The organism is Acinetobacter sp. NIOH-H-8 (assembly GCF_046635365.1).
Taxonomy (GTDB): Bacteria; Pseudomonadota; Gammaproteobacteria; order Pseudomonadales; family Moraxellaceae; genus Acinetobacter.
In genome coordinates this window covers 100,380-126,163 of the sequence record NZ_JBHDVN010000002.1, presented here as the reverse complement: position 1 = coordinate 126,163, position 25,784 = coordinate 100,380, and the positions used below count along the sequence as shown (strand labels likewise).

Here is a 25,784-nt window from a genome sequence, read left to right as displayed (position 1 = left end):
TTATCGTCCCTGATAATTTGGTTTACGTTTTTCGATAAAGGCTTGCATACCTTCTTTTTGATCTTCTGAAGAAAACAGCATCTGGAAAGATTTACGTTCCAGCATTAAGCCGGCATTGAGTGGCACATCTTCAGCCAGTAAAGCCACTTCCTTGATTTGTTCAAGCGCAATTGGCGGCATTTTTGCCAAACCTTCAGCCATTTTGATTGCTGTTGCAAGGGTTTCGCTGTCTTCAGTTACTTGAGACACCAGACCAATCTGATACGCTTCTGGTGCAGGAACCAGACAACCCGTCATAATGATGCGCATTGCATGAAATTTACCCACGGCACGGAATAAACGCTGTGTACCACCAGCACCCGGCATTACCCCTACTTTGACTTCAGGCTGACCGAACTGGGCACTTTTTCCAGCAATGATAATGTCCGCATGCATTGCCAGTTCACAACCGCCGCCCAATGCATAACCGTTTACTGCTGCAATCACTGGTTTTGAACATTGTGCAATCGCTTGCCAGTAACGTTCGGTACGACGCTGCATCATCTGGATCGTTTCAGCATTTGCCAGTTCTTTAAGGTCAGCGCCTGCAGCGAAGTCAGTTTCACCGCCAGTGAGAATAATGGCACGGATATTTTCATCGTCATTCAATTGCAGAAAAGCCGCAGCCAGTTTCTGACGCACTTCTGTATTCAGGGCATTTTTAGCTTCTGGACGATGGATCTTGACCATCGCCACATGTGTCGAGATTTGCTCTACTTGAACTACCTGTTCCATCAAAAATCTCCATTTATTTTGTATAGCGAAATTTTATTTTATATAAAACTACGGTTTCTAGACCCATAAATCAAGATTTTTTCTCTCAAAAACTCAAAAAAGTTATTTTTTAATAAAAATTAGAGTAAAAACTCTTGTTCAGTTGGCTATTTTATGATTAATTGATTTCGCAATACGGAATTAATTATTTAATTCGAATTTTGGTTATTCATTTATGTAAATATTAACCACAATACAAAATAAAAAAATTAATTTCCGTCATAAGGATACTACGTTGTTCAGTGATTTTTCACTCAAGGTGAAACGGAAAAATCAGATCCAGCCTGATCGTAACAGGGCGAATGCGCACAGACGCTTAGACCTTAGATGAGGAAAATGCTTTTCCGTGAGGAAGAAAATGGATTTAGCGGTAGCAGAGGAATGCTACTTTAATATATAGAGGATATAAGAATGACAAGCGATACCATCGTAGCTGAGGAAACTAAAACGGGGGTCTCCTCCGACGACACCGTTAAGCAGGCACCTAAACGCCTGTGGATGACGGCCTTTGTCTTCGCTTTTTTGATTTTACTATGTGACGGTGCAGACATTGGTATTCTGGCTTTCAGCTTGACCAGTTTGAAAGCAGAATGGGGGCTAACTTCTGTACAGGCCGGTGCCTTGGGAAGTTATTCTCTTTTGGGTATGGGGATCGGTGGCTTTATTGGCGGATGGGCCTGTGACAAATTCGGTCGCGTACGTGTCATCGTATTGGCCACTATTTCCTTCTCGATTTTGTCTGCCTATTCAGGTTTTGCCCAGTCTTATCAAGAGTTTGCGATTTTACGCACCCTTTCGTGCTTAGGTTTAGGCTGTTTATATATTGCCTGTAATACCCTGATGTCAGAATACGTACCGACCAAATACCGTACTACAGTACTGGCAACATTAATGACTGGTTTCACTTTAGGCTCATTGGTGATTACCATGGTTTCTGGCTGGATTATTCCTGAATTCGGCTGGCGTATGCTGTACTGGGTAACAATTGCCCCATTAGCTTTGGGTATTTTGATGCACTTCATGGTACCAGAGCCAGAGTCATGGAAACGTGTCCGTGAAATGAAAAGAACTGGTCAGATCGTGGATAATGATGCCAAAAAAGGCAATCCATATATCACCATTCTTAAAGATAAAACCCATGGCAAGATGTTCATCTTGTGGTCTTTCAGCTCTGGTTTCCTGCTATTTGGTTATTTCGGTGTAAGTAACTGGTTACCAAGTTATCTTGAAGCTGAATTAGGTATTAAATTCAAGGAAATGGCGCTATACATGGTAGGTACCTTTGTCACCATGATGTTTGCCAAAATCATTGCAGGTTATGTGGCTGATAAAATTGGTCGTCGTATTGTGTTTGCTTTCGGCACCATGGGAACAGCGCTGTTTATTCCTGTTGTCGTATATATGCACAATGCCGATAACATTGGTGTGCTGATGCTGATCTTCGGCTTCCTGTACGGTATTCCATATGCGATTAATGCAACCTATCTCACTGAAAGTTTCCCAACTGGTGTTCGTGGTACAGCAGTCGGTGGTGCATTCAATATCGGTCGTATCGGTGCAATCTTCGCTCCAATTACGATTGGTTATCTAGCGATGAATGGTTCGATCGGTACGGGTCTATTGGTGATGGGTGCAGCTTACTTCCTTTGCGGCTTGATTCCTGCCCTGTTTATTAAAGACCGTTTATACGATCCACAAAAAGCAGAATAAGTTTTAACTTAGGAGAGCTATGAATTCATTGCCCTCCTTCATCCATATTTTTATGACTTTAAATATCGAATACATACCCTTTGACCTGAACAGGATGTTTCTGGGTTGAACGAGAATCGTATTCATCATTCAAAAGTCAGCATCTCTGCATTTAGCAATGAGAGCAATGACAAGGAAAGATTTTCCTTTTTAGATATCAGAAAATTTCTTTAGGGATTAAGAAATGAAAAAATTAGTTTTAGCGACGTTATGTGGTATTGCTTCAGCACAGGCATTTTCAGCAGAAGCTTCTGAAGACCGGATGCAGTTTTTAGAATCACAGTTAAAGCAAATCCAGGCCGAACTGGAACAGCAAAAAGCCGCGCAACTTGCGTTAAAGAACCAGCAAGAAGAAGCCAAAGCACAAGACTCTAAAACTTTGAGTTCAATGGTAGATAATGTCGATGTTTATGGATTGATTCGCTTTGATGGCGCAGTCGATTTCAAAAGTACTACTGAAGCTCGTGGCCGTACCATTAACCAGATTAATAAAGTGCCTTTCACTGAACCTGACTCTACCCGTTCAGATTTTACTGCAGCTGCCAGCCGAATTGGTTTCTTGGCGAAAGACTTGGGTGGAAACCCGAATGTTTCTGCACGCTTAGAAGCCGACTTCTGGACCAATAATGGTAAAGGTGACGGTGGATTACGTATTCGTCATGCCCACTTAAAATACTATAACTGGACCTTTGGTCAGGCCTGGTCATTAATGTCGACACCGGAAATTAGTACTGAAGCTGTCGATTTCAGTTTATTGCTGGGTGGATCAGTTCTACGTACCCCTCAAGTCAGCTATGCTTTCAAACTTGATCCGGAAAATACCTGGAATGTAGGTCTGGAGTATATGGCCGGTGGTGATCGCTCTTCTGCCTTGCCTGCTTTAACCACTAAATATGTTCATCAATCAGGTCCGCTGCATTTATTGGCTCAAGGCTTTGTCAATCAAAAGCAGGCGCAAACAGATACAGGTGATATTGAAAAAGTTGGTTGGGGTGTAGGCCTTGGTGGACGTTATCATCTCAATGATCAAAACTCGATTCAGGGTAACTATTTCCATATGGTCGGCGACCAGCGTATTGCAGCTTTCTTGACTCAAGGTTCAACCACCGACGGTGCTGCCTGGGGTGGAGATTACTCAGTCGATCCAATCAATAATGAACTTCTACTGAATGAGTTTAATAGCTTAAATATCGGCTTTACACATAAATTCACGCCGAAACTACGTAGTAGCATTAATGCTAGCGTTGTTGATTTTGATGATTCCAGCGACTATGCACGCGCGAATCCTGAAACCAATAAACGTTTAACTGACTATGTAGCAAACGTGATTTATTCTCCAGTTCCAAAGGTTAATCTGGGCGCAGAATATCACCACGGTAAGCGTGAAACTTTTGATAATCGAGAAGCGGATGTTTCTCGTGTGAACTTATCAGCGACTTATAGTTTCTAAAGCCTTAGGAGACAAGGATGTCAGCCCAAGGGCAAATTTCAAGAAAGTTTATGTTTATGATGGCTATGACCTGCGCACTCTGCGCAGGTTGTAACTATTTTAACCAGCCATTAATTTATTCTATTGCAGAGGATCTGCATATCAGTGTGGCCGAGTCTGGCTGGACTGTCGTTTTAACCCAGATTGGTTATGCCACTGGGTTATTTTTGTTTGTACCTCTAGGCGATTTATTTGAAAAACGTCTCTATATTTGCAGCCTCATGCTATGTACCGGACTGGCACTGATCGGACTTTCTGCCAGTACTAATCTGCATATGCTCTATGGTTTTACTCTACTAGCTTCTTTCTGTTCGATTACCACCCAGATTCTAATTCCTTTTGCGGCCAACCTTTCTCAACGAGAAAAAAGTGCTGAAGTGGTCGGTCTGCTGATGAGTGGTGTTTTGGTCGGTATCCTGTTTGCCCGAACTGTATCAGGACTGATTTCTACCTTATGGTCCTGGCACGCCGTATACCTATTGAGTGGCTGTTCTATTCTCTTGCTCAGCATCGCCATGTGGTATCAGTTACCTAAAGCGAAAAGCCAGCTACAAATGAGCATCTTGCAGATTTATCGCTCACTATTTACCTTTGCCAAAACCGAACCGATGCTGATTCGACGCAGCATCATTGGTGGTTTGGGCTTTGGGATGCTGAGTATTATTTTTACCACCATGACTTTTGTGCTGGCGGAAGCACCCTATCATTTTAATGATTTCCAGATTGGCTTGATGGGCATTGTTGGTGTGGTTGGCATCTGGTCATCACAATGGACTGGTAAAATGATTGGACGGCACCGAGAAAAATGGGTGGCACAACTCGCTACAACGGGCTTAATTCTGGCCTGGATTCCCCTGTTCTATGCGCAAAGCTATTTATGGGTGTATATCATTGGATTAATTCCTGCCTATTTTGGGATTTCTTCGCTACATGTTTTAAACCAGAATCTGGTATATCGGATCTCAGTGCAGGCCCGTTCCCGTATTAATGCAATCTATATGACCTGTTATTTTTCAGGTGCTGGAATCGGTGCATTTCTATCGCTAAACCTATGGAAAATGTATGGTTGGTCAGCCTGTGTTGCATTGGGCTTTGGCTTTGCCCTGCTCATCTTTAGTATTAACCGCTATGACCTAAGCCGCGAACGCAATCTGGTCAATATTCAGTCCCAATCCTAATCGATTTAGACTCACACATTGTGCACTCATAGAATATAAGATTGGGTGCGCAGTACATGACACATTATCTATGTTAATTTTAGAAATTCTTTAAAGCTCATTTGTCGCTTTTTTACATAAAGATAGACTCCAAATTGGAGTATTACAAAGAAGCCTATGTTTCTTAAAATAGTAAACAATAAGTCTAAATTGCCAAAAATTAAGTCTGTAGCGAAGAGCAAGATCACTAATACGGAATGTAAGTATAAGGTTTGTTGAGTCTTACTTTGCAGTGCGGTAGCTGCATTGATATAACCAATAAGCGTTAATCCTAATATCATAACAATGATTCCGCAGATAATACCTAGGGTCATATAAGGCCCAGAGCTATATGCAAACAGGGTTAATACAGCACCAGTTAAAGCTACTAAACCTACAAATGAGCCTAATAAATTTCTTAAATAATATGTCATTCGTTACATGGTCTCTTCTAATGAAAGTTTAAAATTTTTTAGCCTTGTAGTTGCTAAGAAATGTTTTCTCTTGTTCCAGGTATATCTATTACTTCTTGTACAAATACATTAGATTGATGGCACTTAATCTTTTGAATAGAAGCCGAATGAAGATGCAATCATATTTCAAGTATTTCTGTTTTGGATTTGCAGCATTCTCTTTATTCCTAATTTATTCGGATATCGTAGATGGTAAAACAGAAATTGGTGCATATTTAGGAAATATCGGGTTATTTCTAGTATGCATTGAAATGGGCGTTCTAATGACTTATGAACGACTCACAGCTGAAGTAACGTTAAGAAATTTCTTTTCCAAAGATAAATCTCTATATCTCTCACCAGTTGGGATCTTTGCTCATACACTAGGGAAAATTGGATGTATCTTATTAATTATTGATTTTGTAATAAGCTTTGCCTAAAAATTTCTAGCCCATTTAACATAATGGCGATTATGCAAAATTTAGTTGCAATCTAAAAATAGAAATGTCCACTTTTAGAATACGTAACTAAACGCATAAAAATACAGCGTAAAAAAAATCGCAGCCTAAGCTGCAATTTTTTATGATATTTAAATAGTTTAGGTCATTATACGGATGCTTTTAACTGTGCAGCTGCACGGCCATCGAGCAACTTGCATCCGGTCTGTTGCTGAAGTTCCTCAAAACTCAAGCCATCGACCATTTCTAGCACCCAAGCCTGATTATCTTTGAGTTCAATAATGCATAAATCGGTATAAATGCGGTCAACGCAGTTTTTGCCGGTAATCGGATAAGTCAGTTCTTCCACAATTCGTGGTTCGCCATTTTTAGTGACATGTTCCATGCAGACATAGACACAGCGAGCACCAACCGCCAGATCCATCGCCCCGCCCACCGCTGGAACCGCATCCAGTGCACCGGTATGCCAGTTAGCGAGATCACCGTTCACAGCAACCTGAAAGGCGCCCATAATACAGAAATCTAAATGGCCGCCACGCATAATATCGAAAGAATCGGCAGAGTTCATAAAACTGCCGCCATCCAGCATGCTGACTAGTTCTTTACCGGCATTAATCAGATCATCATCAGCTTGATCAGGATCAGTTAAAGCGGTAAAACCCAGAACGCCATTTTCGGAATGCAAGACAATATCTTGCTCAGGCTTTAAATAACCGGCAACGCGTGTTGGTAAGCCAATGCCTAAATTCACATAAGAACCGGTCGGAATATCCTGTGCAACTTTTTCTACAATCTGTTCGCGTGTACGTTTTTGAATTGTCATTATTTGATATCTCCTACCTTCACCACATGCTGCACAAAAATACCCGGCGTTACGATAATCTCTGGATCAAGCTCGCCTAACTCTACAATTTCATGCACTTGGGCAATCGTGGTTTTGGCCGCTTTTGCCATTAACGGGCCAAAGTTTCGTGCTGCTTTACGGTAGGTCAAGTTGCCCCATTGATCAGCCTGATTGCCATAAACCAAGGCATAGTCCGCATGAATTGGATATTCCAGCACATAGTCCTTGCCATTGATATGGCGGGTTTCTTTACCTTCAGCTATCTTAGTGCCGTAACCTGTAGGCGTAAAAATAGCGCCTAGACCTGCACCCGCTGCTTGGATACGGCAAGCTAAGTTTCCTTGTGGCACCAGTTCTAACTCTACTTTTCCAGCTTTATACAGCTCTTCAAACACCTTTGAGTTATTGGCACGAGGAAATGAACAAATCATTTTCTTCACCAGTCCTGACAATAACAGGTTGGTTAGGCCACGATCACCAGAAGCTGCATTATTGTTGATGATAGTCAAATCTTTAGGACCAATATCAATCAGAGCTTCAATCAGTTCGATTGGCTGTCCTGCCAGACCGAAGCCGCTGGTCATAATATGTGCACCATCTGGAATCTGCTTGAGTATGGTTTCGATATCCTGTGTGATTTTATTCATTTAATTGCTTCCTAGCATCTTCCTGTCTTTATAAATATTTGATCAATTAATTAGTCAGCTTTTTGTGGGTCAAACAAACGGTTTTTAATGAAAATTGCCGGGATCAAACCACAAATAAAATAAGCCACACTCATGATGAGTAGACCTGTACCAATTGAGCCACCTTGCGCAAAATAACCGATGGTTAAAGGTGCCAATACTGCGCCTAGACGGCCAATGTTATAAGCGCCACCTGTTGCTGTACCACGGACTTTAGTAGAGAAACTTTCAGTCATATAAGTCGCATTAATGCCATATGGAATACCGTAAAGGAATCCGAAAAACAGCATCAGCCATAAGATATTGTCCGGTGTGTTACCAAAGACAATGATAGGAATAAAGATTGCGGTGCCCATGGTACCGAAAGCAAATACAGCACGACGACCAATTTTATCCGCAATAATGCCCGCGATCACTTTGGTACACATCATGATCAGGAAGGTCCCAATCATATAGGTAGTCATTTCTTTAAATTTGATACCTAAGTCTGATTCCAGATAAGCCGGTAACCAGTTACTTACACCGTAATAACCAAACTGTAAAAATGCAGTACTGAATGACCAGAGGATGAACATGCGACGGCTTAAAGCATCGGCAAAAATCATTTTAAACGTATTCTTCGGTTTTTCCTGCACTACGCCACTGGCTTTGGCGGCCAATCTTTCTTGACGTGCCTTTAACCAGGCTTGTGGTTCTGGTACCAGGAAGAACATGCCAATGGCAAGAACAATCGGAAGAATGGCAATATAGTAAAGGTAACGCCAGCCTAGCTCTGGAAGCAGCCATCCTGCAAGTACAGTGGCAACGACTGAACCAAGTGTCCAACCTGTCATTAAAGCAGCAAGTACTGTAGAACGATATTTTGTTGGCACATACTCTGCCATTAGAGTATTACAGGCAATATAGAGGGCACCTAAGCCAATTGCTGAAAAGAATCGCAACCATTTGAATTCTTCATAGCTTTGAGTGAAGCCCAGCCAGAAGGTTAATGAAGAGAATAAAGCGATCGCAACAACAATCACCCGCACTCGTCCGAAGCGGTCACAAGCCCAGCCACCAAAAAAGCCACCGATTGCCATACCAGCAAGTGTCCAGCTACCGAGTGCACCTGCCTGAATACTACTTAAAGAAAATTCTTGTTTGAGGCTGGTTAGACTGTAGGCTAATAGTGCAAGATCTGCACCATCTACCAATAACGCTAAAAATGAAAAGATAAAAGCCAGAATCCAGACCTTTTTCTTAGGCATATTTTCTTCTGGTAGAAGGTTTTGTTGTGAATTAAGCGTATTCATAATGTCCTTTACACTTTGCTGGCACTCCTGTGCCTTTTAGAAGTTTATGTTTCACCTAATTAATTAAATGAAACATAAAGGGTTTGATTGATCTTTAATTCTGAATCTGACTAGATTTTTAAAATCTATCCCAGAACTGGATTGGATGACTTCAATAGAAGTCAGCCAAAACAAACTAGCCAGCAATGCTGGCTAGAGGTTGATCTGCATTTAGTTGGAGAATGCAGCAATTCCTGTTTGAGCACGACCTAGAATCAAGGCATGTACATCATGGGTACCTTCATAAGTGTTGACCACTTCCAGATTCACCAGATGACGAGCTACACCAAATTCATCAGAGATCCCGTTACCACCCATCATGTCACGCGCTAAACGGGCAATATCTAAGGCTTTACCACAATTATTACGCTTGATCAGTGAAGTACCTTCTACTGAAGCAATGCCTTCGTCTTTCATACGGCCAAAACGTAAAGCCACTTGCAGACCCAACGCAATTTCAGTTTGCATATCCGCCAGTTTTTTCTGGATCAGCTGATTCGCAGCCAATGGACGACCGAACTGTTTACGGTCCATGGTGTATTGATGCGCTGTATGCCAGCAGAATTCAGCTGCACCCATCGCACCCCAGGCAATACCATAACGCGCACTGTTCAGACAGGTAAATGGACCTTTTAGACCACGAATTTCCGGGAACGCATTTTCTTCTGGAACAAAAACATTGTCCATCACGATTTCACCGGTAATCGAAGCACGCAGGCCAACCTTACCGTGAATCGCTGGTGCAGAAAGCCCTTCCCAGCCTTTTTCTAGAATAAAGCCACGAATATCACCGACATTGCCTTCAGGAGACACTTCTTTTGCCCAAACCACAAAGACATCAGCAATCGGACTGTTGGTAATCCACATTTTCGCGCCCGTCAGACGGTAACCACCATCCACCTTTTTCGCACGGGTAATCATGCTGCCCGGATCTGAACCATGATCTGGTTCAGTCAGACCGAAACAACCGATGTATTCACCGGTCGCCAGTTTTGGCAAATATTTCTGTTTCTGTTCTTCAGAACCAAATTCATTGATTGGCACCATCACAAGAGAACTTTGCACACTGGCCATAGAACGGTAACCTGAATCCACACGTTCTACTTCACGGGCAATCAGACCATAGCTGACATAATTTAAGCCGGCACCGCCGTATTGCTCAGGAATGGTTGGACCCAGCAGACCGAGTTCACCCATTTCACGGAAAATGGTTGGATCAGTTTTTTCATGGCGGAACTGTTCTAGTACACGTGGCATCAGCTTATCCTGACAGTACGCATGCGCGCTGTCACGGATCATGCGTTCTTCTTCAGTCAGTTGCTGTTCCAGTAAAAATGGATCTTGCCAGTCAAATCTAATTCTTGTGCTCATTTTAATATTTCCAATATTCTAAAAATCTGCTGCTTAAGCAGTCGCTTGTTTAATCATTTCACGTGCGATGATGATTTGCTGGATTTGAGTAGTACCTTCATACAGACGGAACAAACGCACATCACGATAGAAACGTTCAATTGAATATTCACTGATATAGCCCGCGCCACCATGAATTTGCAGACAGCGATCCGCTACACGGCCACACATTTCAGTGGCAAACATTTTCGCGCATGAAGATTCAGTGGTTACATTCTTGCCTTCGTCACGCAGACGAGCAGCATCTAGAACCATACATTTCGCCGCATAAATCTCAGCTTTAGAGTCTGCCAGCATGCCTTGGATGAGTTGGAAATTCGCAATTGGTTGACCGAACTGCTTACGTTCCACTGCATAATTTAAAGCGTCTTCCAGCATACGCTCTGCCATACCTACGCTATAGCCAGCAATGTGCAAACGGCCTTTATCCAGGACACGCATTGCAGTTTTAAAGCCAATGCCTTCAACACCACCGATCAACTGATCTTTATGAACTTTACAGTTGTCAAAAATCACGTCACAAGTGTATGAACCATGTTGACCCATTTTTTTATCAATTTTGCCCAGACTTAGGCCCGGTGTATTCGCTTCTACCAGGAATGCAGAAATGCCGCTTGCACCTTTGATATCAGGATTGGTACGCGCCATCACCGTAAATGTTGTTGCACGCGGTGCATTGGTAATAAAACGTTTGGTACCGTTTAAAATATAGTAATCGCCATCTTTAACCGCGCTGGTTTTTAAAGATGCTGCATCTGAACCTGAATCTGGCTCAGTTAAACAGAATGAACCAATGATTTCACCAGTCGCATAACGTGGCAGGTATTTCTGTTTTTGCTCTTCTGTACCGTCAATCACGATCCCGCTTGAACCGATCCCGTTATTGGTCCCGATCAAAGAACGGAATGCAGCCGATGTACGGCCTAATTCCATTGCGACCAGAATTTCCTCTTCCATGGTGATACCTAAACCGCCGTATTCCTCTGGAATGGTTAGGCCAAACAGACCCAATTCTTTCATCTGCTCGACAATACGCTCAGGAATCGCGTTGCTTTCTTCAACTTCATGTTCTAAAGGGACTAGTTCATTTTTGACAAAGTTACGAATAGTCGAAAGAAGTTGCTCAAGCATTTCCGGATCGCGAATCATAGGGATCTCCATGTTATTTAGTTCATCTGGGTAAATTCCTTTACCCTTTAATTTTAGTTTCGTAATACGAAATAAATAATCATAAAAATTCATTTTGAGCAAGAAAAATTATTAAAAATTTTATTTTTTAAGCAAAAAAGCAAATTTTTCTAGCTTTAATTAAAAATTATAGTTAGAATTTTATTTCACAATGCGAAATTTTTTAGATTGTTAGTAGATTTAGAAAAGAGTTAGATGATCTGAATCAGATCATAATTGATTCTATAAAAGCGCAGCGAGATAAGAATGTTTCAATTAAATCGTGCTGATGATTCTAGTTTTTATTGGCTCCATTTTCTTGAAATTTTATCTGGCGAACTTTAAATTTTCTAAAGATACTTAAAGATCATTACAGGTCTCAAAAACCTATAGATTCTGCATGGTTTTTAGCTGAATAGCGCTAATTGACTTAAATACAGATAAAATGAGCACTTTTTTATTTATTTTTATCATTAATAGAAGTGTTTTATTTTGTATCGTGAAATTTAATTGCTATCATATTTATTAATTTACCTTTAATTGCTCTGACCATGACAAAAAATAAAACTGGCGAAATACCTAATTTTGATGAGATCCGTTTAGATCCGATTTCACATATTCATAGAGAAAATAACCCGCAATTTATCGCGTCTATTGCACGTGGTTTAGAAATCCTGAGATGTTTTTCTGCAACGAATCAATTACTGGGCAACCAGGAAATTGCACAACTGACTAATCTGCCAAAACCGACTGTTGCCCGGATCACCAGCACGCTGGTTTCTTTAGGTTATCTAAAACAGTTACCCAATACGACCAAATACCTATTGGATGTTGGCGTATTGGCTTTGGGTTATGCGGCGCTAAGCAATATTTCGGCTCGTACACAGGCTTATCCATTTATGGAAGAAATGTCACGTTATGCGCAAGCGCCAGTGGCAATGGCAACCCGTGATCGCCTGAGCATGATTTATCTGGAAGTCGTTCACACAGAGTCTACTTTGACCATGCGTCGTCCAGTTGGCTCTACCCTGCCTATTCATAGTAGTGCGATGGGTCGTGCCTGCCTGGCTGCGATGGAAGTTAAAGAACGTGAATATTTATTTGATGCGATCAAGAAAAGAAATGAAGATCAATGGCCAACCATTAAGCGTAATTTAGAACGTGCCATTCGTGATTATCAGGATTATGGCTATTGCTTATCTCTCGGTGATTGGGCCAAAGATGTGAACTCTGTCGCAGTACCTTTAATTCACCCTAAACATGGTATTTTGACCTTTAACTGCGGCGCGCCAACTTACCTGCTCAATCAGGAAAAACTGGAAAATGAAATCGGTCCTCGTCTGATTCATATGGTTAATAACATTTCCCTGACTTTAAATAATATTTAAGCTGTTATTTAAGATTTAAATGGGCGGCAATGATCGCCCTTTATTTTTTCTTTTTTTAATTACTCCTAAGATGTTAGAGCAATATAAAAAATAGCCCATTCTAAGATGGGCTATTTTTTTAAAGATTTAAAGACTAGCAAAGTCAGCTAATCATCTTCACTTACTACGCTGCTACAAACTTGGCACGCGCTGCATGCAGTTTCTTGTAGCTGTCAATTAAACGTAGATGACGATCCAGACCTTCAAGCTGCATATTGGTTTCAGCTAAACCGTAGAAACGTACTGTACCTTCTACTGAACCGAGGACTGCATCCATACGGGCATCACCAAACATACGGCGGAAGTTGTGTTCATAGTCTTCCAGTTCCATTTCATCATCCAGAATGACTTCAAGCACGACATTCATGCACTGATAGAACAGGCCACGTTCAACCGTGTTGGTATTGTATTGCAGGAACTGTTCGACCAGGTCTTTAGCTTCTTCAAATTGCTGTAAAGCCAGATAGATCAGCAGTTTCAATTCCAGAATGGTCAGCTGACCCCATTCGGTATTTTCGTCAAATTCAATCCCGATCAAGGTACGGATCTCGGTGTAATCATCTTCATCTGCTTCTTCCAGACGTTCAACCAGAGCTTCTAGCTGTTCATCATCCAGACGATGCAGGTTCAGAATATCTTCACGATATAAAAGCGCCTTGTTGGTATTGTCCCACACCAGATCTTCCACCAGATAAATTTCAGAATAACCCGGCACCAGAATACGACAAGCGGTTGCACCTAAATGCTGATAGACCGCCATATAAACTTTGTGGCCCATCTCTTCCAGAATAGTAAACAATTCCTGAGCTTCATCGGCATTTGAGTTTTCACCATTATTGGTAAAATCCCACTCGACAAAATCATAATCAGATTTTGCACTGAAGAAACGCCAAGATACGACACCACTTGAATCAATAAAGTGTTCAACAAAGTTATTCGGTTCAGTGACTGCATTTGAACTGAAGGTAGGTTTTGGCAGATCATTCAGGCCTTCAAAACTACGACCTTGCAACAATTCAGTCAAACTACGCTCTAAAGCGACTTCAAAGTTAGGATGGGCACCAAATGAAGCAAATACACCACCTGTACGCGGGTTCATCAAGGTCACGCACATGACTGGGAACTGACCACCTAAAGAAGCATCTTTGACCAGTACCGGAAAGCCCTGTTCTTCCAAGCCTTTAATACCTTCAACAATTTTCGGATATTTTGCCAGTACATGTTCAGGTACATCCGGAAGTGCCAGTTCGCCTTCCAGAATTTCGCGTTTAACCGCACGTTCAAAAATTTCAGACAGACATTGTACTTGAGCTTCAGCCAAGGTATTGCCCGCACTCATACCATTACTGAGGTACAGGTTTTCAATCAGATTCGATGGGAAATATACAGTTTCACCATCAGACTGACGTACAAATGGCAATGAACAGATACCGCGTGCTTTATTGCCTGAGTTAGTATCATAAAGATGGGTACCCAGTAACTCATCTTCAGGATCATAAATTTCACGGGTATGTTCATCTAAAACTTCGGCTGGCAACTCGCCATTTGGACCCGGCTGGAACCATTTTTCATCCGGATAATGCACAAATTCTGCATTGGCAATATCTTCACCCCAAAACTGGTCATTATAGAAGAAATTACAGTTCAGACGCTCGATAAATTCACCCAGTGCAGATGCCAGCGCACTTTCCTTGGTTGAACCTTTACCATTGGTAAAGCACATCGGTGACTGGGCATCACGAATATGCAATGACCAGACATTCGGTACAATGTTACGCCAAGACGCAATTTCAATTTTCATGCCGAGGCCTGCCAGAATCGCAGACATATTGGCAATAGTTTCTTCAAGTGGTAAGTCTTTACCCGCAATACAGGTTAGGCTGTCTGAAGCCAGATTTGGCATCAATAAAGCCTGCGCATCGGCATCAATGCTCTCAACTTCTTCAATAACAAATTCAGGACCAGTCTGAATCACTTTTTTGACGGTACAACGGTCGATCGAACGCAAAATCCCCTGACGGTCTTTTTCAGAGATATCAGCCGGTAGCTCGACCTGAATTTTAAAAATCTGTTTGTAGCGGTTTTCAGGATCGACGATATTGTTTTGAGACAGACGGATATTGTCGGTCGGAATGTCACGCGCTGCACAATAAACTTTAACGAAATAGGCCGCACACAGCGCAGATGAAGCCAGAAAATAATCAAATGGACCTGGCGCAGAACCATCACCTTTATAGCGGATCGGCTGATCGGCGATTACCGTGAAGTCATCGAACTTGGCTTCCTGACGAAGATTATCGAGATAATTGACCTTAATTTCCATGTGGATACCTAAATATTCTTATGTGCCACCACGGACAGATAAGATGCTAAATCTGAATATACAAGCCGAATCACGGAGGAGAATTTGACTCAAAAATAAAAATAACCCGGGTTAAACCTTCAACCAGTTAGTTTCAGGATAAGCTCGAGTAAGAATGGGCGCTATTATAGAATCATTTTATGAAATTGATAATGTTTGCTCGAATTTCCTGCAGATTTATCAAAATATCTGTTAATTAAATATTCAGAAAATCTGGCTTTAAGCCGGGAACAGGCTGTTTTTATTGATACTTGCTGTTCCCGACTGGATTTCATGGACTGCGAAATGCATATTTTAAATCAGATCAAGATCCAAATTAAAAGTCATAGCCAATGCCAAACACAGCGAGATCGCGCTGCTTATCACCGAAACGGTCGTAACCACCGAAGATATAATCACCAGACAAGGTCAATTTCGGCGCAACTTCATAACTCAATCCAGCAGTTGCATAACGGAAAGCATGCTGTTTTGTGGTATTACCTAGCTCATTACCTTCATATTTACCTTCATCATTAAAATAACCACCTGCTGCACCGACATGTGCACCAAGCTTGTCATTAATCTGATGGGTTAAATCCAAGGTATAAAAAGTATCACCCTGATTGGCATAGGCCACATCATATAAATAGGTCGATACACCCGCTGTAACACTGGTCTTGTCGTTTAGTGCACGACTTACATTCAGACCTAATTCATTTGAAGTGGTATGGCTGCCACCCGGATAATAATAGGTCGCATCCCAGAAATTCCAGTCGTAGTTTTCACTGCTATAGTTATAGCCCACGATAAAATCATGTTCGACTTTATCACGACGATGTGATTTTTTGCCTTCCAGTTCCGGATAGGAATAACCTAAGGTTGAGCCCCAGTAACCGACATAAAAATTACCATAAGCCAGATTCAGCGCTGCCTGTAAAGCAACGTCATCATTTTCTGGTGCATTGGTCAGACCACGAGAGATGTATTTAGAAACTACACTGATGTTTCCACTGGTTTCAATTTTTTTTGCTTCCGCATCATCTGCAAAACAATAAACACTAGAAACAGCAGCACAGCCGAAAAGGACTGTTTGTTTGAAAATTCTCATAAAATATAAATTATATTAAGCAAAGAATGGATAACACTGAAACCGATTACAGCCTTATCCAGCTTTGGGTAAAAATAAATTTCGCTATATTCCTTGATGCAACAAGCAACAGGAATATAGCCATGACTTAAGCGCGTGGGGCCCGGTAGAAAGGCGCTGTAGAAGCAGGTAATGCCTGCTTGCCACGGATATGATCTGCAAGCTTTTCAGCCATCATGATCGTGGTTGCATTGAGGTTACCTGTAATAATGAGCGGCATAATTGAAGCATCGATGACACGCAGGCCTTGCATCTCATGCACACGCCCATAACCATCGACAACTGCCATATCATCCTCACCCATTTTACAGCTACAGGACGGATGATACGCTGTTTCTGCATGATTACGAACAAATTCATCAATTTCTGCATCAGTTTGCAGATTTTTGCCCGGACTGATTTCTTCACCACGATATGGATCCAAGGCTGGCTGATGCATAATTTCACGGGTAATGCGGATGGCATCACGGAATTCACGCCAGTCCTGTTCGGTACTCATATAGTTGAACAAAATACTTGGATGCTCAAACGGATCTTTGGATTTCAGACGAACTCGGCCACGAGATGGTGAACGCATGGAACCGACATGGGCCTGGAAGCCGTGCTCATGGATAGCATTGGTCCCATTATAGTTAATCGCCACTGGCAGGAAGTGATACTGGATATTTGGCCATTCGAACTCATCCGAAGAACGGATAAAGCCCCCCGCTTCAAACTGGTTGCTGGCACCAATGCCTTTGCCCAGGAATAACCATTCTGCGCCAATCATGGGTTGGTTATACCATTTCAATGCCGGATATAAGCTGACCGGTTTTTTGCACTTATATTGTAAGTACATTTCCAGATGGTCTTGCAGGTTTTCACCCACACCCGGCAGGTCCTGAACCACCGGAATATCCAGACTTTTTAACAATTCAGCCGGACCTACACCAGAACGTTGCAGGATTTGTGGAGATGCAATTGCACCTGCACATAGTAGAACTTCACGATCCGCAAAGACCTGAATCGGCTGTAAGGTATTTTGACCTTCAAAATATTCTACGCCAATCGCCTGATTGCGGTTGAACAGAATCCGGTTGGTCATGGCATGGGTAATAATGGTGAGATTATCCCGGCCTTTGGCCATATCCAGATAACCACGTGCCGTACTGGAACGACGACCTTGTGGTGTCACAGTACGATCCATCGGGCCGAAGCCTTCCTGTTGGTAGCCATTCAGGTCATCAGTACGCGGATAACCCGCCTGTACTCCAGCTTCGACCATGGCATGAAACAGCTCATTATTCCCATTCTTAGGCGTTGCGACTGAAACCGGGCCTGAATCGCCATGATAGTCATTGCCGCCAATATCGCGGGTTTCAGCTTTTTTGTAATAGGGTAGACACTGCGCATAGTTCCAGTGTTCCAGACCTTTAAGGCTGGCCCACTGTTCCAGATCCATAGCATTACCACGGATATAGCACATGCCATTAATCAGTGAAGATCCGCCCAGACCTTTACCACGGCCGCATTCCATACGGCGATTGTTCATGTGGGGTTCTGGATCGGTCAGATAGGCCCAGTTGTAACGGCGTCCTTGTAAAGGATAAGCCAAAGCAGCCGGCATCTGGGTTCTAAAATCCAGACGATAGTCCGGGCCACCTGCCTCAAGTAATAGCACTTTAGTATCTGGATCTTCAGTTAAACGCGCTGCCAGAACATTACCCGCAGAGCCCGCACCGATAATAATATAGTCGTAATTCATCAAATCCCCCTTATGCGCTAAATACAGACTGGAAAGGACTGAGTTCGACCTGAACCGATTTGGTCTGGGTGTAGTGCTGCAAAGTGACTAGACCATTTTCACGTCCGACACCGGAATGCTTATAGCCACCGACCGGCATTTCTGCAGGTGATTCACCCCAGGTATTAATCCAGCAGATACCTGCTTCTACCTGATGAATAATTCGGTGTGCACGGGCCAAGTCTGGTGTGACGACACCTGCGGCCAGACCATAATCGGTGTCATTGGCACGACGAATGGCTTCTTGCTCGGTGTCATAACTCAGGATACTCATGACAGGACCGAAGATTTCTTCACGCACAATGGTCATGTCATCGCGGCAGTCGGTAAATACGGTTGGCAGGACATAAGCCCCTTGGGCAAACTGTTCATCCTCAGCACGGCCGCCGCCACATAATAGGCGTGCCCCTTCTATCTTGCCTTTTTCGATATAGCCCAGCACTTTTTCCATATGCTCAAAACTGGACACTGGGCCGAAATTGGTTTCAGGATCGAGAGGATCACCCATACGGATATGTTCAACACGCTGCAAAATCTTTTCTTCAAATGCTGCTTTCAATGCCAAAGGTACAAAAACACGAGTACCGTTGGTACACACCTGACCAGAGCTATAGAAGTTGGCCATCATGGCAATATCAGCCGCCAGATCCAGATCGGCATCTTCACAGATAATCAGCGGAGACTTACCGCCCAGCTCCATAGTGACTTCTTTCAAACTAGAATTGGCAGCTTGCGCCATAACTTTTTTGCCGGTAGAAACGCCACCAGTGAATGACACTTTGGCAATATCGGGATGCGAAGTCAGATAACCACCAATTTCACCACTACCAGTCACCACATTAAATACACCATGCGGTACACCGGCTTCAGTATAAATTTCTGCCAGTTTCAACGCAGTTAAAGGTGTGACTTCACTGGCTTTGAAAATCATGGCATTGCCTGCAGCGAGTGCCGGTGCAGATTTCCATAAAGCGATCTGAATCGGATAATTCCATGCGCCAATTCCAGCGACGACACCCAAAGGTTCACGGCGGGTATAGACAAAGGAACTGCTTCTCAGCGGGATTTGCTGGCCTTCAAGAACTGGTAAAATGCCTGCATAATATTCGAGTACATCTGCACCTGTCGTAATATCAACAGTCGATGTTTCACTAAAGGCTTTACCGCTGTCCAGGCTTTCTAATTTTGCCAGCTCATCGTTACGTTCTCTTAAAATGGCCACGGCCTTATTTAAGATGCGCGAACGTTGAATCGCGGTCATTTCTGCCCAGACTTTTTGCCCTTGTTGTGCAGATTCAACCGCACGATCGATATCATTTTTTGAACAGACCTGCACTTCAGCCAGGACTTCGCCTGTTGCAGGGTTAATAGTTTGAAACGTGCTATTGGACGTTGCATCGACATATTGTCCATAGATATAAGGACGTTGCAGTTTGAGTGTTGTCAATGGAATTCCCTCGCAGATTGGTTATTTGAGTTGTTGCCGGATATATTCACTACACAGTTCAATCGGCAGTTCTGGATCAATTTCGCCACTTACTAAAGCACCTCTTAGCCAGAATCCATCAATGAGTGCAGCCAGACCTTGTGCTGCCTTCTCAGCTTGATCCTTACTCAGCTTTTTCATGAATTCATATTTAAGATTGGAATGTAAGCGGTAATGGTTTATTTGCTGTAAACGATGTAAATCGGGCTGATGCAGACTGCTGGCCCAAAAAGCCAACCATACTTTCATGGCCGCTTTATCCGTTTGTGGAGCAGTAAAATTGCCACGCACAATCGCCAGTAAGCGTTGTTCAGGGGCGCCATTCACCTGTGACTTGATTTCAGCAACAGACTTACCTAATTGCTGCAATAAGTAACGCATTGTGGCTTCAATTAACCCATTTTTACCTTGAAAATAATGACTTATGATGCCGGTTGAGACACCTGCCCTCTGAGCAATCTGACTAATTGAAGCTTCTGCAAAACCTAGCTCATTGACTGCAGCTAAGGTGGCATCAATCAGTTGCTGACGACGGATCGGTTGCATACCAACTTTTGGCATAGGACTAACCTGAATAACGGATGTAGCAATAAAAAATCACTCTGCTAAAGCAAATAGCTGAATGATGTAACAATTCATAAACGCTTTTTTAATTGAACGTTCAATTAATAAAAATTATAGTACCAGCTCACCCTTGATGTACAGCGTAGTTTGTTTTGGATTTGCAAAAGTTTGTAATTCACGAAAACAAGGAAGCTTTAGGGCCAGTTTTTGCTTTTAAATCACACTGCACTGTAGATCATCCGGCAACAAAAACGATGGTCAGAGATTTATGCAAAAGAAAAACGAAGAGGTGCAAGATAGTCTGAATAAGGTAGTCTTTTATTGTTCGGCGACGCTTATTCTCCTGTTTTCTATCATCACGATTTTATTTAATGAACAAGCCAATCTAGTCATTATTAATATTTTAAACTGGGTTAGTCGTACCTTTAGCTGGTATTACCTGCTGGCGGCAACGCTGTATCTGGTTTTTATTGTCTTTATCGCCTGCTCACGTTATGGCGAAATCAAGCTTGGTCCCAAACATTCTAAACCCGAATTCAGCCTGCTGAGCTGGTCGGCCATGTTGTTCTCAGCCGGGATCGGGATTGATTTGATGTTCTTCTCGGTCGCTGAACCCTTGTCTCATTATATGAGTCCTCCAGTCGGTGAAGCTGAAACCTTTGAAGCCGCGCGTCAGTCTATGGTCTGGACCCTGTTTCACTATGGTCTGACCGGCTGGAGCATGTACGCGCTGATTGGGGTTGCGTTGGGATATTTCAGTTATCGCTATAATTTACCACTGACAATTCGCTCTGCGCTTTATCCTATTTTTGGAAAAAGAATTAATGGCCCGATTGGCCATACGGTAGATACCGCTGCAGTACTCGGTACGATTTTTGGTATTGCCACCACCTGCGGTATCGGTGTGGTTCAGCTAAATTACGGTCTGCATGTACTGTTTGGCTTGCCGGAAAATATCTGGATTCAAACTGCATTAATTGGTGTTGCAGTCATTATTACTATTATTTCAGTCACTGCGGGTGTCAATAAAGGTATTCGGGTTCTGTCTGAAATTAATATCTATGTATCAATCGGGTTGCTGCTCTTTATTCTCTTTATGGGAAATACAGAGTTTTTATTAGCGGCTCTAATTCAGAATTTTGGTGATTATCTCAGCCAGTTCCCGAAACTCTCTTTAAGCAGTTTTCCTTTTGAGCAGCCTAAAGAATGGATGAATAGCTGGACCCTGTTCTTCTGGGCATGGTGGATTGCCTGGTCACCTTTTGTCGGTCTGTTCCTGGCACGTATTTCCCGTGGTCGTACTATTCGTGAATTTGTCACCGGGACTTTGGTTATTCCTCTGTTATTTACCCTCACTTGGTTGTCTATTTTCGGTAACAGTGCTTTATACAGTGTGATTTTTGATGGTAATACTCAGCTTGCGACAACTGTTTTAGAAAATCCAGCGCATGGTTTTTATGACCTGCTGGCACAGTATCCAGGTTTCACATTTCTCGCAGGTGTCGCCACCATTACAGGTTTGCTGTTCTATGTGACTTCAGCGGATTCAGGGGCATTGGTATTGGGGAACTTCACCACTAAATTCACTAATATTGAGCATGATTCACCGCGCTGGCTCAGTGTGTTCTGGGCCATTACTATCGGTTTGCTAACTTTGGCAATGCTCATGGCGAATGGCGTGACAGCATTACAGAACACCACGATTATTATGGGTCTGCCTTTTAGTTTCGTGATTTTCTTTGTGATGGCCGGACTGTATAAGTCCCTGCGTCTGGAGGATTTTCGGCAGGCCAGTACCAGTCTGAATGCTGCGCCTGTGGTCGGTAATGTGGATATCCTGAACTGGAAGAAGCGTCTGAGCCGGGTCATGCTGCATCCAAGCCTGTCCCAGACCCGAACCATGCTGGATAATGTTTGCAAACCAGCCATTGAGGCCGTTGCAACCGAGTTAATTGACAAAGGCATTCAAGTAAATATTCAGGAAAAATCGCTTGAGGAAGAACCTGAACTGTATCACCTGGATCTGACCATTCAGCTCGATGAAGAAGAAAACTTTGTCTATGAAATATGGCCGGTACGCTATGACACGCCAAATTTCAGTTCACGGGGTAAACGAACCAAACGTTATTACTATCGTCTGGAAAGTTATCTGTTTGAAGGCTCTCAGGGCAACGATCTGGTCGGTTATAGCAAGGAACAGGTGATCAATGACATCCTGGATAAATATGAACGCCATATGATGTATCTGCATATTAACCGGATCAGCCCAGGTAAACGTCCGCTGTTCCCGGACCGTGAAATCTAGGATATCTCAACTACGGAAGGACTGAATGATGTCAGAAAGTTTGAATGCATTTGCCCTGTTTTTCTCCCTGCTCAACCCTTTTCTGATGAGTATTTATATGCTCGGAATTATCCGTAATTCCGACGCAAAAGTATTCAACATGGCATTGATTCAGGGCAGTCTAATCAGCTTTATTGTGTTCATCATTTTTGCAAAAACCGGTGAAGCCTTCTTTAATGAAGTCTTGCATGTACGGTTTGAGTCCTTCCAGATTTTTGGTGGTCTGATTTTTCTGGTGATTGGTTATCGCTATGTCTTTGAAGGTGCGGATACCATTGGGGTGATGCGGGGTGCGCCGAATCATCTGGCGGGTACGATTGCCATGCCGTTTATGATTGGCCCCGGTACCATTTCAGCTTCAGTTATTACTGGTGTACAGCTCAGTTTAATGCAGACTATTCTGGTGATCTTTTTCACTTTATTTTTAACCTGCAGCTTACTGATCCTGATGAAATATCTGCATGATCATATGCAACACAAATATTCCAATTATATTGACCTTTATGTCGATATTGTTGGTCGTGTCGCAGCACTTTTAATCGGTACCATTGCCATTGATATGATTGTGACAGGTGTCAGTGGAATTCTGGAAGGCTAGTTTTATACAAGCTGACAGGATAAAAAAGCGGGTAAAAATGCCCGCTTTTTTTATAAAATGATGATTTTAAAATTTAAACGACACGCCTGCATAGGTCGAGAAGCCTTCACCCGGTGAAGATCGTGCTCGATCTTCACCTTTGTCGTCATAACCTGGAATCACCACTGCTGCATATTTTTCATCCATAATGTTCTTGAAGTTAACCCAAGCACTCCATGACTGATCTTCTGGCGCATATCCCAGATCAATACCCCAAATCTGATAATCATCACTGAAGCGGCTATTGGCATAGTCATGTGCCATCTTCGATGCATATTCAGTATTTAGCCCCACATAAAGACCGTTATTCAAGGCATAACCGAGCCGTGCCTGATAAAGGTGTTTTGGAATTCCCGGTAACTGGTTTTTGCCAAATAAAGGATCGTTTTTATACTGGAAATCACTCAAGGTATAAGCTTGACGTAGACGAAGCTCGCCCTGCTGTGATGCATACAATGGTGTATCCAGACTGAGTTCTACACCTTGATGAAGGGTTGGAGTCGCATTGGATTCAACGGCAATTGGCTCAGAAGGTCGTTCCGATCCATCCTCATAGGTTTTGATCAACTCTGAGGTTAATAACTCGTTTTTAACTTTGGAATAATAGTAGCTCAGTGCCCAATCACCCCAAGCTGACTGACCCCTGCCACCCAGTTCTAAAGTATTTGCAGTTTGCGTGTCCAGATAAATAGGTTCACGTACCCGCCCTGAAGCAACACCACTGTCAAAATAATATGGTGAAGACCATGCCATTGCCCATGGATGTGCCGGTTCAATACTACGGCTTAAATTGGCAAACCATTGTAATGTTTCATTTGGCTGATAAGTCAGACCAATACGCGGTGCGAAATTCCATTCATAGCGACTGACTTCAGGACTGGCGACTGGGTAAGTCACTTCACTCTCACGATGGGTATAGGCAGCTGCCAATCCAAGATCAAGCTTAAACTGATCATTCAACTGGGTTTCCTGATCAAATTGCAATACATTGTCTGAACCACGATAGGTATAACGGCGTGTTACGGTATCTGCCGGATAAAGCGCACCGTCAATCGTAGTATCGCGTCGAATTGTTTCGGTTACACCACTATTCGGACGGTGCGTGGTACTTCGAAAAGCAACTTTTCCTTGATGTTCAAGACCGAATAACTGATAAGGTTTCTCATACTGAACCCGCGCACTAATATCCTCATAATCGACATTGGTACGATAACTACTTTCACGTAGATCCAATGGATAATGGTGATAAGCCAGACTACCGGTCAGTTTGGCATCATCCTGCAAGTTCCAAGTGGTAGTATTTGCCAGCCAGGTACTGCCCGGTTGAATCCGCTTGGCATCTACAGCCAGATTAAAATCATTGGCTGCTTCAGGATTATTCTTGAGCTGTTCCTGGGTAATGCGCCCTGGCGTTAAATGTTTGCTTTCACGGTAACGGGCATAAAAGCGGGTCTCAATATCTGGACTGATCTGATAACCCAGATTAAAAGCCAGACCTTTACCATCACCTTCGGCATGCTCCTGAATCCCGTCAAACTGTGAACCCGTTACTGTCAGATAATAATCTAACTTATCGAGTTGTCGGCCAGTACTAAACTGGTATTTCTGATAGCCATGGCTACCCGTTTCATATTTTAATTCAGAGCCATTCTGCTCTGCACCAGTCTTACTTTTATAATTAACTGTTCCACCTAAGGACAATCCGCCCTGTTTTAAACCATTGGCACCACGGTACACCTCAACATGATCAATCCACCATGGTTCAAGCAGTTCATAAGCTGTACCACCCGGTCCGGTAAAGGGAATATCATCGATCATGACATAAGTTCCGGATGCATGTGCACCAGAAGTACGGTTAATGCCAGAACCACGGATAGAAATTTTGGCTCCTTCATTGCCCGGCGATTGGGCATAAATACCGGGCTGGAGACGGAAGACGTCAGCAGTGGTTCCCAGACGCTGATGTTCTAACTGCTGATCTGAAATAAAGTTGGTTCCTCCCGAAACGCTGGCAAGTTCGGCCTCAGTCTGTTTCTGAGAATTTGTATTTTGCTCAGTGGTCACCACAATAGTGTCCAGCTGCTGAACACTATCCTGTGCTAGCGTAGTTTCAGCATAAAGATGGCCTGAAAATGCCGACAGTATCATCAGGCTAAGCGGATTTTTCTTGAGAGGAATTTTTGTCATATTCATGGCGAATTTATACAATCCTGTATAAGTGATCCTGATCTGCTTTAGGACTTGGCTTAAAAATTTAAGCTGTAGCATAAATGAAGCATGTAAAATTAAGCAGATATTTTCTGCCAAAATATCTGACTGGTGCGGCAATATTTTTAATTTTTTCTATACAAAAAATCTGTCAGTACTTTGCAAGATCACAGACAGATTCAAACAAGTTCTGACATCTAATTTATTAAGTATTTGTAATTTATAGATATGTATTTTTTTCTTGTGACCATC

Annotated in this window: 20 protein-coding genes; 7 read left to right on the top strand and 13 right to left on the bottom strand. The window is 42.8% G+C overall.

What is annotated here, in order from left to right:
* On the bottom strand, positions 1-774 hold the full coding sequence (locus tag ACEWB7_RS01990; RefSeq protein ID WP_004785705.1) for an enoyl-CoA hydratase: 774 nt from the start codon (positions 772-774) through the stop codon (positions 1-3).
* 450 nt (positions 775-1,224) lie between these two features.
* Between ACEWB7_RS01990 and ACEWB7_RS01985 the strand changes: the two genes are divergently transcribed.
* The 3 genes from ACEWB7_RS01985 (at position 1,225) to ACEWB7_RS01975 (ending at position 5,229) form a co-directional block, all read left to right on the top strand.
* On the top strand, positions 1,225-2,523 hold the full coding sequence (locus ACEWB7_RS01985; protein ID WP_125278508.1) for an MFS transporter: 1,299 nt from the start codon (positions 1,225-1,227) through the stop codon (positions 2,521-2,523).
* A 223-nt stretch (positions 2,524-2,746) separates the two neighbouring features.
* Entirely contained in the window at positions 2,747-4,012 is a 1,266-nt protein-coding gene (locus ACEWB7_RS01980; RefSeq protein ID WP_125278507.1) for a DcaP family trimeric outer membrane transporter, read from the top strand.
* A 17-nt stretch (positions 4,013-4,029) separates the two neighbouring features.
* Positions 4,030-5,229, top strand: a complete 1,200-nt coding sequence (locus ACEWB7_RS01975; protein WP_125278506.1) for an MFS transporter — start codon at positions 4,030-4,032, stop codon at positions 5,227-5,229.
* A gap of 68 nt (positions 5,230-5,297) precedes the next feature.
* Here ACEWB7_RS01975 and ACEWB7_RS01970 read toward each other — a convergent pair whose 3' ends face one another.
* The gene (locus ACEWB7_RS01970; protein WP_125278505.1) at positions 5,298-5,681 is read right to left on the bottom strand and encodes a hypothetical protein; all 384 of its coding nucleotides are present in this window, start codon (positions 5,679-5,681) and stop codon (positions 5,298-5,300) included.
* Between the two features lie 146 nt (positions 5,682-5,827).
* Here ACEWB7_RS01970 and ACEWB7_RS01965 point away from each other — a divergent pair, with 146 nt between their 5' ends.
* Entirely contained in the window at positions 5,828-6,139 is a 312-nt protein-coding gene (locus ACEWB7_RS01965; RefSeq protein WP_125278504.1) for a hypothetical protein, read from the top strand.
* Between the two features lie 166 nt (positions 6,140-6,305).
* On the opposite strand, the gene ACEWB7_RS01960 is transcribed toward ACEWB7_RS01965, so the two are convergent.
* The 5 genes from ACEWB7_RS01960 to ACEWB7_RS01940 form a co-directional block, all read right to left on the bottom strand.
* Entirely contained in the window at positions 6,306-6,980 is a 675-nt protein-coding gene (locus ACEWB7_RS01960; protein ID WP_125278503.1) for a 3-oxoacid CoA-transferase subunit B, read from the bottom strand.
* Positions 6,980-7,648 (bottom strand): 3-oxoacid CoA-transferase subunit A, encoded by a 669-nt coding sequence (locus ACEWB7_RS01955; RefSeq protein WP_005235708.1) that lies wholly within the window; start codon positions 7,646-7,648, stop codon positions 6,980-6,982. The genes ACEWB7_RS01960 and ACEWB7_RS01955 overlap by 1 nt, the downstream gene beginning before the upstream one ends.
* Positions 7,649-7,698: 50 nt before the next feature.
* Positions 7,699-8,979, bottom strand: coding sequence for an MFS transporter (locus ACEWB7_RS01950; protein WP_125278502.1), 1,281 nt, complete (start codon positions 8,977-8,979; stop codon positions 7,699-7,701).
* Positions 8,980-9,189: 210 nt separating this feature from the next.
* The gene (locus tag ACEWB7_RS01945; protein WP_005235711.1) at positions 9,190-10,389 is read right to left on the bottom strand and encodes an acyl-CoA dehydrogenase; all 1,200 of its coding nucleotides are present in this window, start codon (positions 10,387-10,389) and stop codon (positions 9,190-9,192) included.
* A 33-nt stretch (positions 10,390-10,422) separates the two neighbouring features.
* Entirely contained in the window at positions 10,423-11,577 is a 1,155-nt protein-coding gene (locus tag ACEWB7_RS01940; protein ID WP_034171043.1) for an acyl-CoA dehydrogenase family protein, read from the bottom strand.
* Positions 11,578-12,146: 569 nt separating this feature from the next.
* Here ACEWB7_RS01940 and ACEWB7_RS01935 point away from each other — a divergent pair.
* Positions 12,147-12,983 carry an IclR family transcriptional regulator gene (locus ACEWB7_RS01935; protein ID WP_004785687.1) on the top strand — a complete coding sequence of 279 codons (837 nt, stop codon included), beginning with the start codon at positions 12,147-12,149 and terminating at the stop codon, positions 12,981-12,983.
* A 163-nt stretch (positions 12,984-13,146) separates the two neighbouring features.
* Here ACEWB7_RS01935 and ACEWB7_RS01930 read toward each other — a convergent pair whose 3' ends face one another.
* The 5 genes from ACEWB7_RS01930 to betI all read right to left on the bottom strand — a co-directional run bounded on the left by ACEWB7_RS01930 (position 13,147) and on the right by betI (position 20,340).
* Positions 13,147-15,345 carry an OsmC domain/YcaO domain-containing protein gene (locus tag ACEWB7_RS01930; protein WP_411580364.1) on the bottom strand — a complete coding sequence of 733 codons (2,199 nt, stop codon included), beginning with the start codon at positions 15,343-15,345 and terminating at the stop codon, positions 13,147-13,149.
* 355 nt (positions 15,346-15,700) lie between these two features.
* Complete coding sequence (locus tag ACEWB7_RS01925) at positions 15,701-16,471, bottom strand: hypothetical protein (RefSeq protein WP_034705255.1); 771 nt, start codon at positions 16,469-16,471, stop codon at positions 15,701-15,703.
* A 127-nt stretch (positions 16,472-16,598) separates the two neighbouring features.
* The gene (gene betA, locus ACEWB7_RS01920) at positions 16,599-18,254 is read right to left on the bottom strand and encodes a choline dehydrogenase (RefSeq protein ID WP_034585192.1); all 1,656 of its coding nucleotides are present in this window, start codon (positions 18,252-18,254) and stop codon (positions 16,599-16,601) included.
* A 10-nt stretch (positions 18,255-18,264) separates the two neighbouring features.
* On the bottom strand, positions 18,265-19,740 hold the full coding sequence (gene betB / locus ACEWB7_RS01915) for a betaine-aldehyde dehydrogenase (protein ID WP_262737488.1): 1,476 nt from the start codon (positions 19,738-19,740) through the stop codon (positions 18,265-18,267).
* A gap of 21 nt (positions 19,741-19,761) precedes the next feature.
* Positions 19,762-20,340 (bottom strand): transcriptional regulator BetI, encoded by a 579-nt coding sequence (gene betI, locus ACEWB7_RS01910; protein WP_034705247.1) that lies wholly within the window; start codon positions 20,338-20,340, stop codon positions 19,762-19,764.
* A 271-nt stretch (positions 20,341-20,611) separates the two neighbouring features.
* On the opposite strand from betI, the gene ACEWB7_RS01905 reads away from it, so the two are divergent.
* Together ACEWB7_RS01905 and ACEWB7_RS01900 are read left to right on the top strand one after the other, a co-directional pair.
* Positions 20,612-22,648 carry a choline transporter gene (locus ACEWB7_RS01905; protein ID WP_125278497.1) on the top strand — a complete coding sequence of 679 codons (2,037 nt, stop codon included), beginning with the start codon at positions 20,612-20,614 and terminating at the stop codon, positions 22,646-22,648.
* Positions 22,649-22,676: 28 nt separating this feature from the next.
* Entirely contained in the window at positions 22,677-23,285 is a 609-nt protein-coding gene (locus tag ACEWB7_RS01900) for a MarC family protein (RefSeq protein WP_125278496.1), read from the top strand.
* A 66-nt stretch (positions 23,286-23,351) separates the two neighbouring features.
* On the opposite strand, the gene ACEWB7_RS01895 is transcribed toward ACEWB7_RS01900, so the two are convergent.
* The gene (locus ACEWB7_RS01895; RefSeq protein WP_411580363.1) at positions 23,352-25,517 is read right to left on the bottom strand and encodes a TonB-dependent receptor family protein; all 2,166 of its coding nucleotides are present in this window, start codon (positions 25,515-25,517) and stop codon (positions 23,352-23,354) included.
* Positions 25,518-25,784 lie beyond the last annotated feature (267 nt).

Coding starts and splice junctions, on each gene's coding strand:
- ACEWB7_RS01990 (WP_004785705.1), bottom strand. CDS start 774: ATGGAACAGGTAGTTCAAGTAGAGCAAATCTCGACACATGTGGCGATG.
- ACEWB7_RS01985 (WP_125278508.1), top strand. CDS start 1,225: ATGACAAGCGATACCATCGTAGCTGAGGAAACTAAAACGGGGGTCTCC.
- ACEWB7_RS01980 (WP_125278507.1), top strand. CDS start 2,747: ATGAAAAAATTAGTTTTAGCGACGTTATGTGGTATTGCTTCAGCACAG.
- ACEWB7_RS01975 (WP_125278506.1), top strand. CDS start 4,030: ATGTCAGCCCAAGGGCAAATTTCAAGAAAGTTTATGTTTATGATGGCT.
- ACEWB7_RS01970 (WP_125278505.1), bottom strand. CDS start 5,681: ATGACATATTATTTAAGAAATTTATTAGGCTCATTTGTAGGTTTAGTA.
- ACEWB7_RS01965 (WP_125278504.1), top strand. CDS start 5,828: ATGAAGATGCAATCATATTTCAAGTATTTCTGTTTTGGATTTGCAGCA.
- ACEWB7_RS01960 (WP_125278503.1), bottom strand. CDS start 6,980: ATGACAATTCAAAAACGTACACGCGAACAGATTGTAGAAAAAGTTGCA.
- ACEWB7_RS01955 (WP_005235708.1), bottom strand. CDS start 7,648: ATGAATAAAATCACACAGGATATCGAAACCATACTCAAGCAGATTCCA.
- ACEWB7_RS01950 (WP_125278502.1), bottom strand. CDS start 8,979: ATGAATACGCTTAATTCACAACAAAACCTTCTACCAGAAGAAAATATG.
- ACEWB7_RS01945 (WP_005235711.1), bottom strand. CDS start 10,389: ATGAGCACAAGAATTAGATTTGACTGGCAAGATCCATTTTTACTGGAA.
- ACEWB7_RS01940 (WP_034171043.1), bottom strand. CDS start 11,577: ATGATTCGCGATCCGGAAATGCTTGAGCAACTTCTTTCGACTATTCGT.
- ACEWB7_RS01935 (WP_004785687.1), top strand. CDS start 12,147: ATGACAAAAAATAAAACTGGCGAAATACCTAATTTTGATGAGATCCGT.
- ACEWB7_RS01930 (WP_411580364.1), bottom strand. CDS start 15,345: ATGGAAATTAAGGTCAATTATCTCGATAATCTTCGTCAGGAAGCCAAG.
- ACEWB7_RS01925 (WP_034705255.1), bottom strand. CDS start 16,471: ATGAGAATTTTCAAACAAACAGTCCTTTTCGGCTGTGCTGCTGTTTCT.
- betA (WP_034585192.1), bottom strand. CDS start 18,254: ATGAATTACGACTATATTATTATCGGTGCGGGCTCTGCGGGTAATGTT.
- betI (WP_034705247.1), bottom strand. CDS start 20,340: ATGCCAAAAGTTGGTATGCAACCGATCCGTCGTCAGCAACTGATTGAT.
- ACEWB7_RS01905 (WP_125278497.1), top strand. CDS start 20,612: ATGCAAAAGAAAAACGAAGAGGTGCAAGATAGTCTGAATAAGGTAGTC.
- ACEWB7_RS01900 (WP_125278496.1), top strand. CDS start 22,677: ATGTCAGAAAGTTTGAATGCATTTGCCCTGTTTTTCTCCCTGCTCAAC.
- ACEWB7_RS01895 (WP_411580363.1), bottom strand. CDS start 25,517: ATGAATATGACAAAAATTCCTCTCAAGAAAAATCCGCTTAGCCTGATG.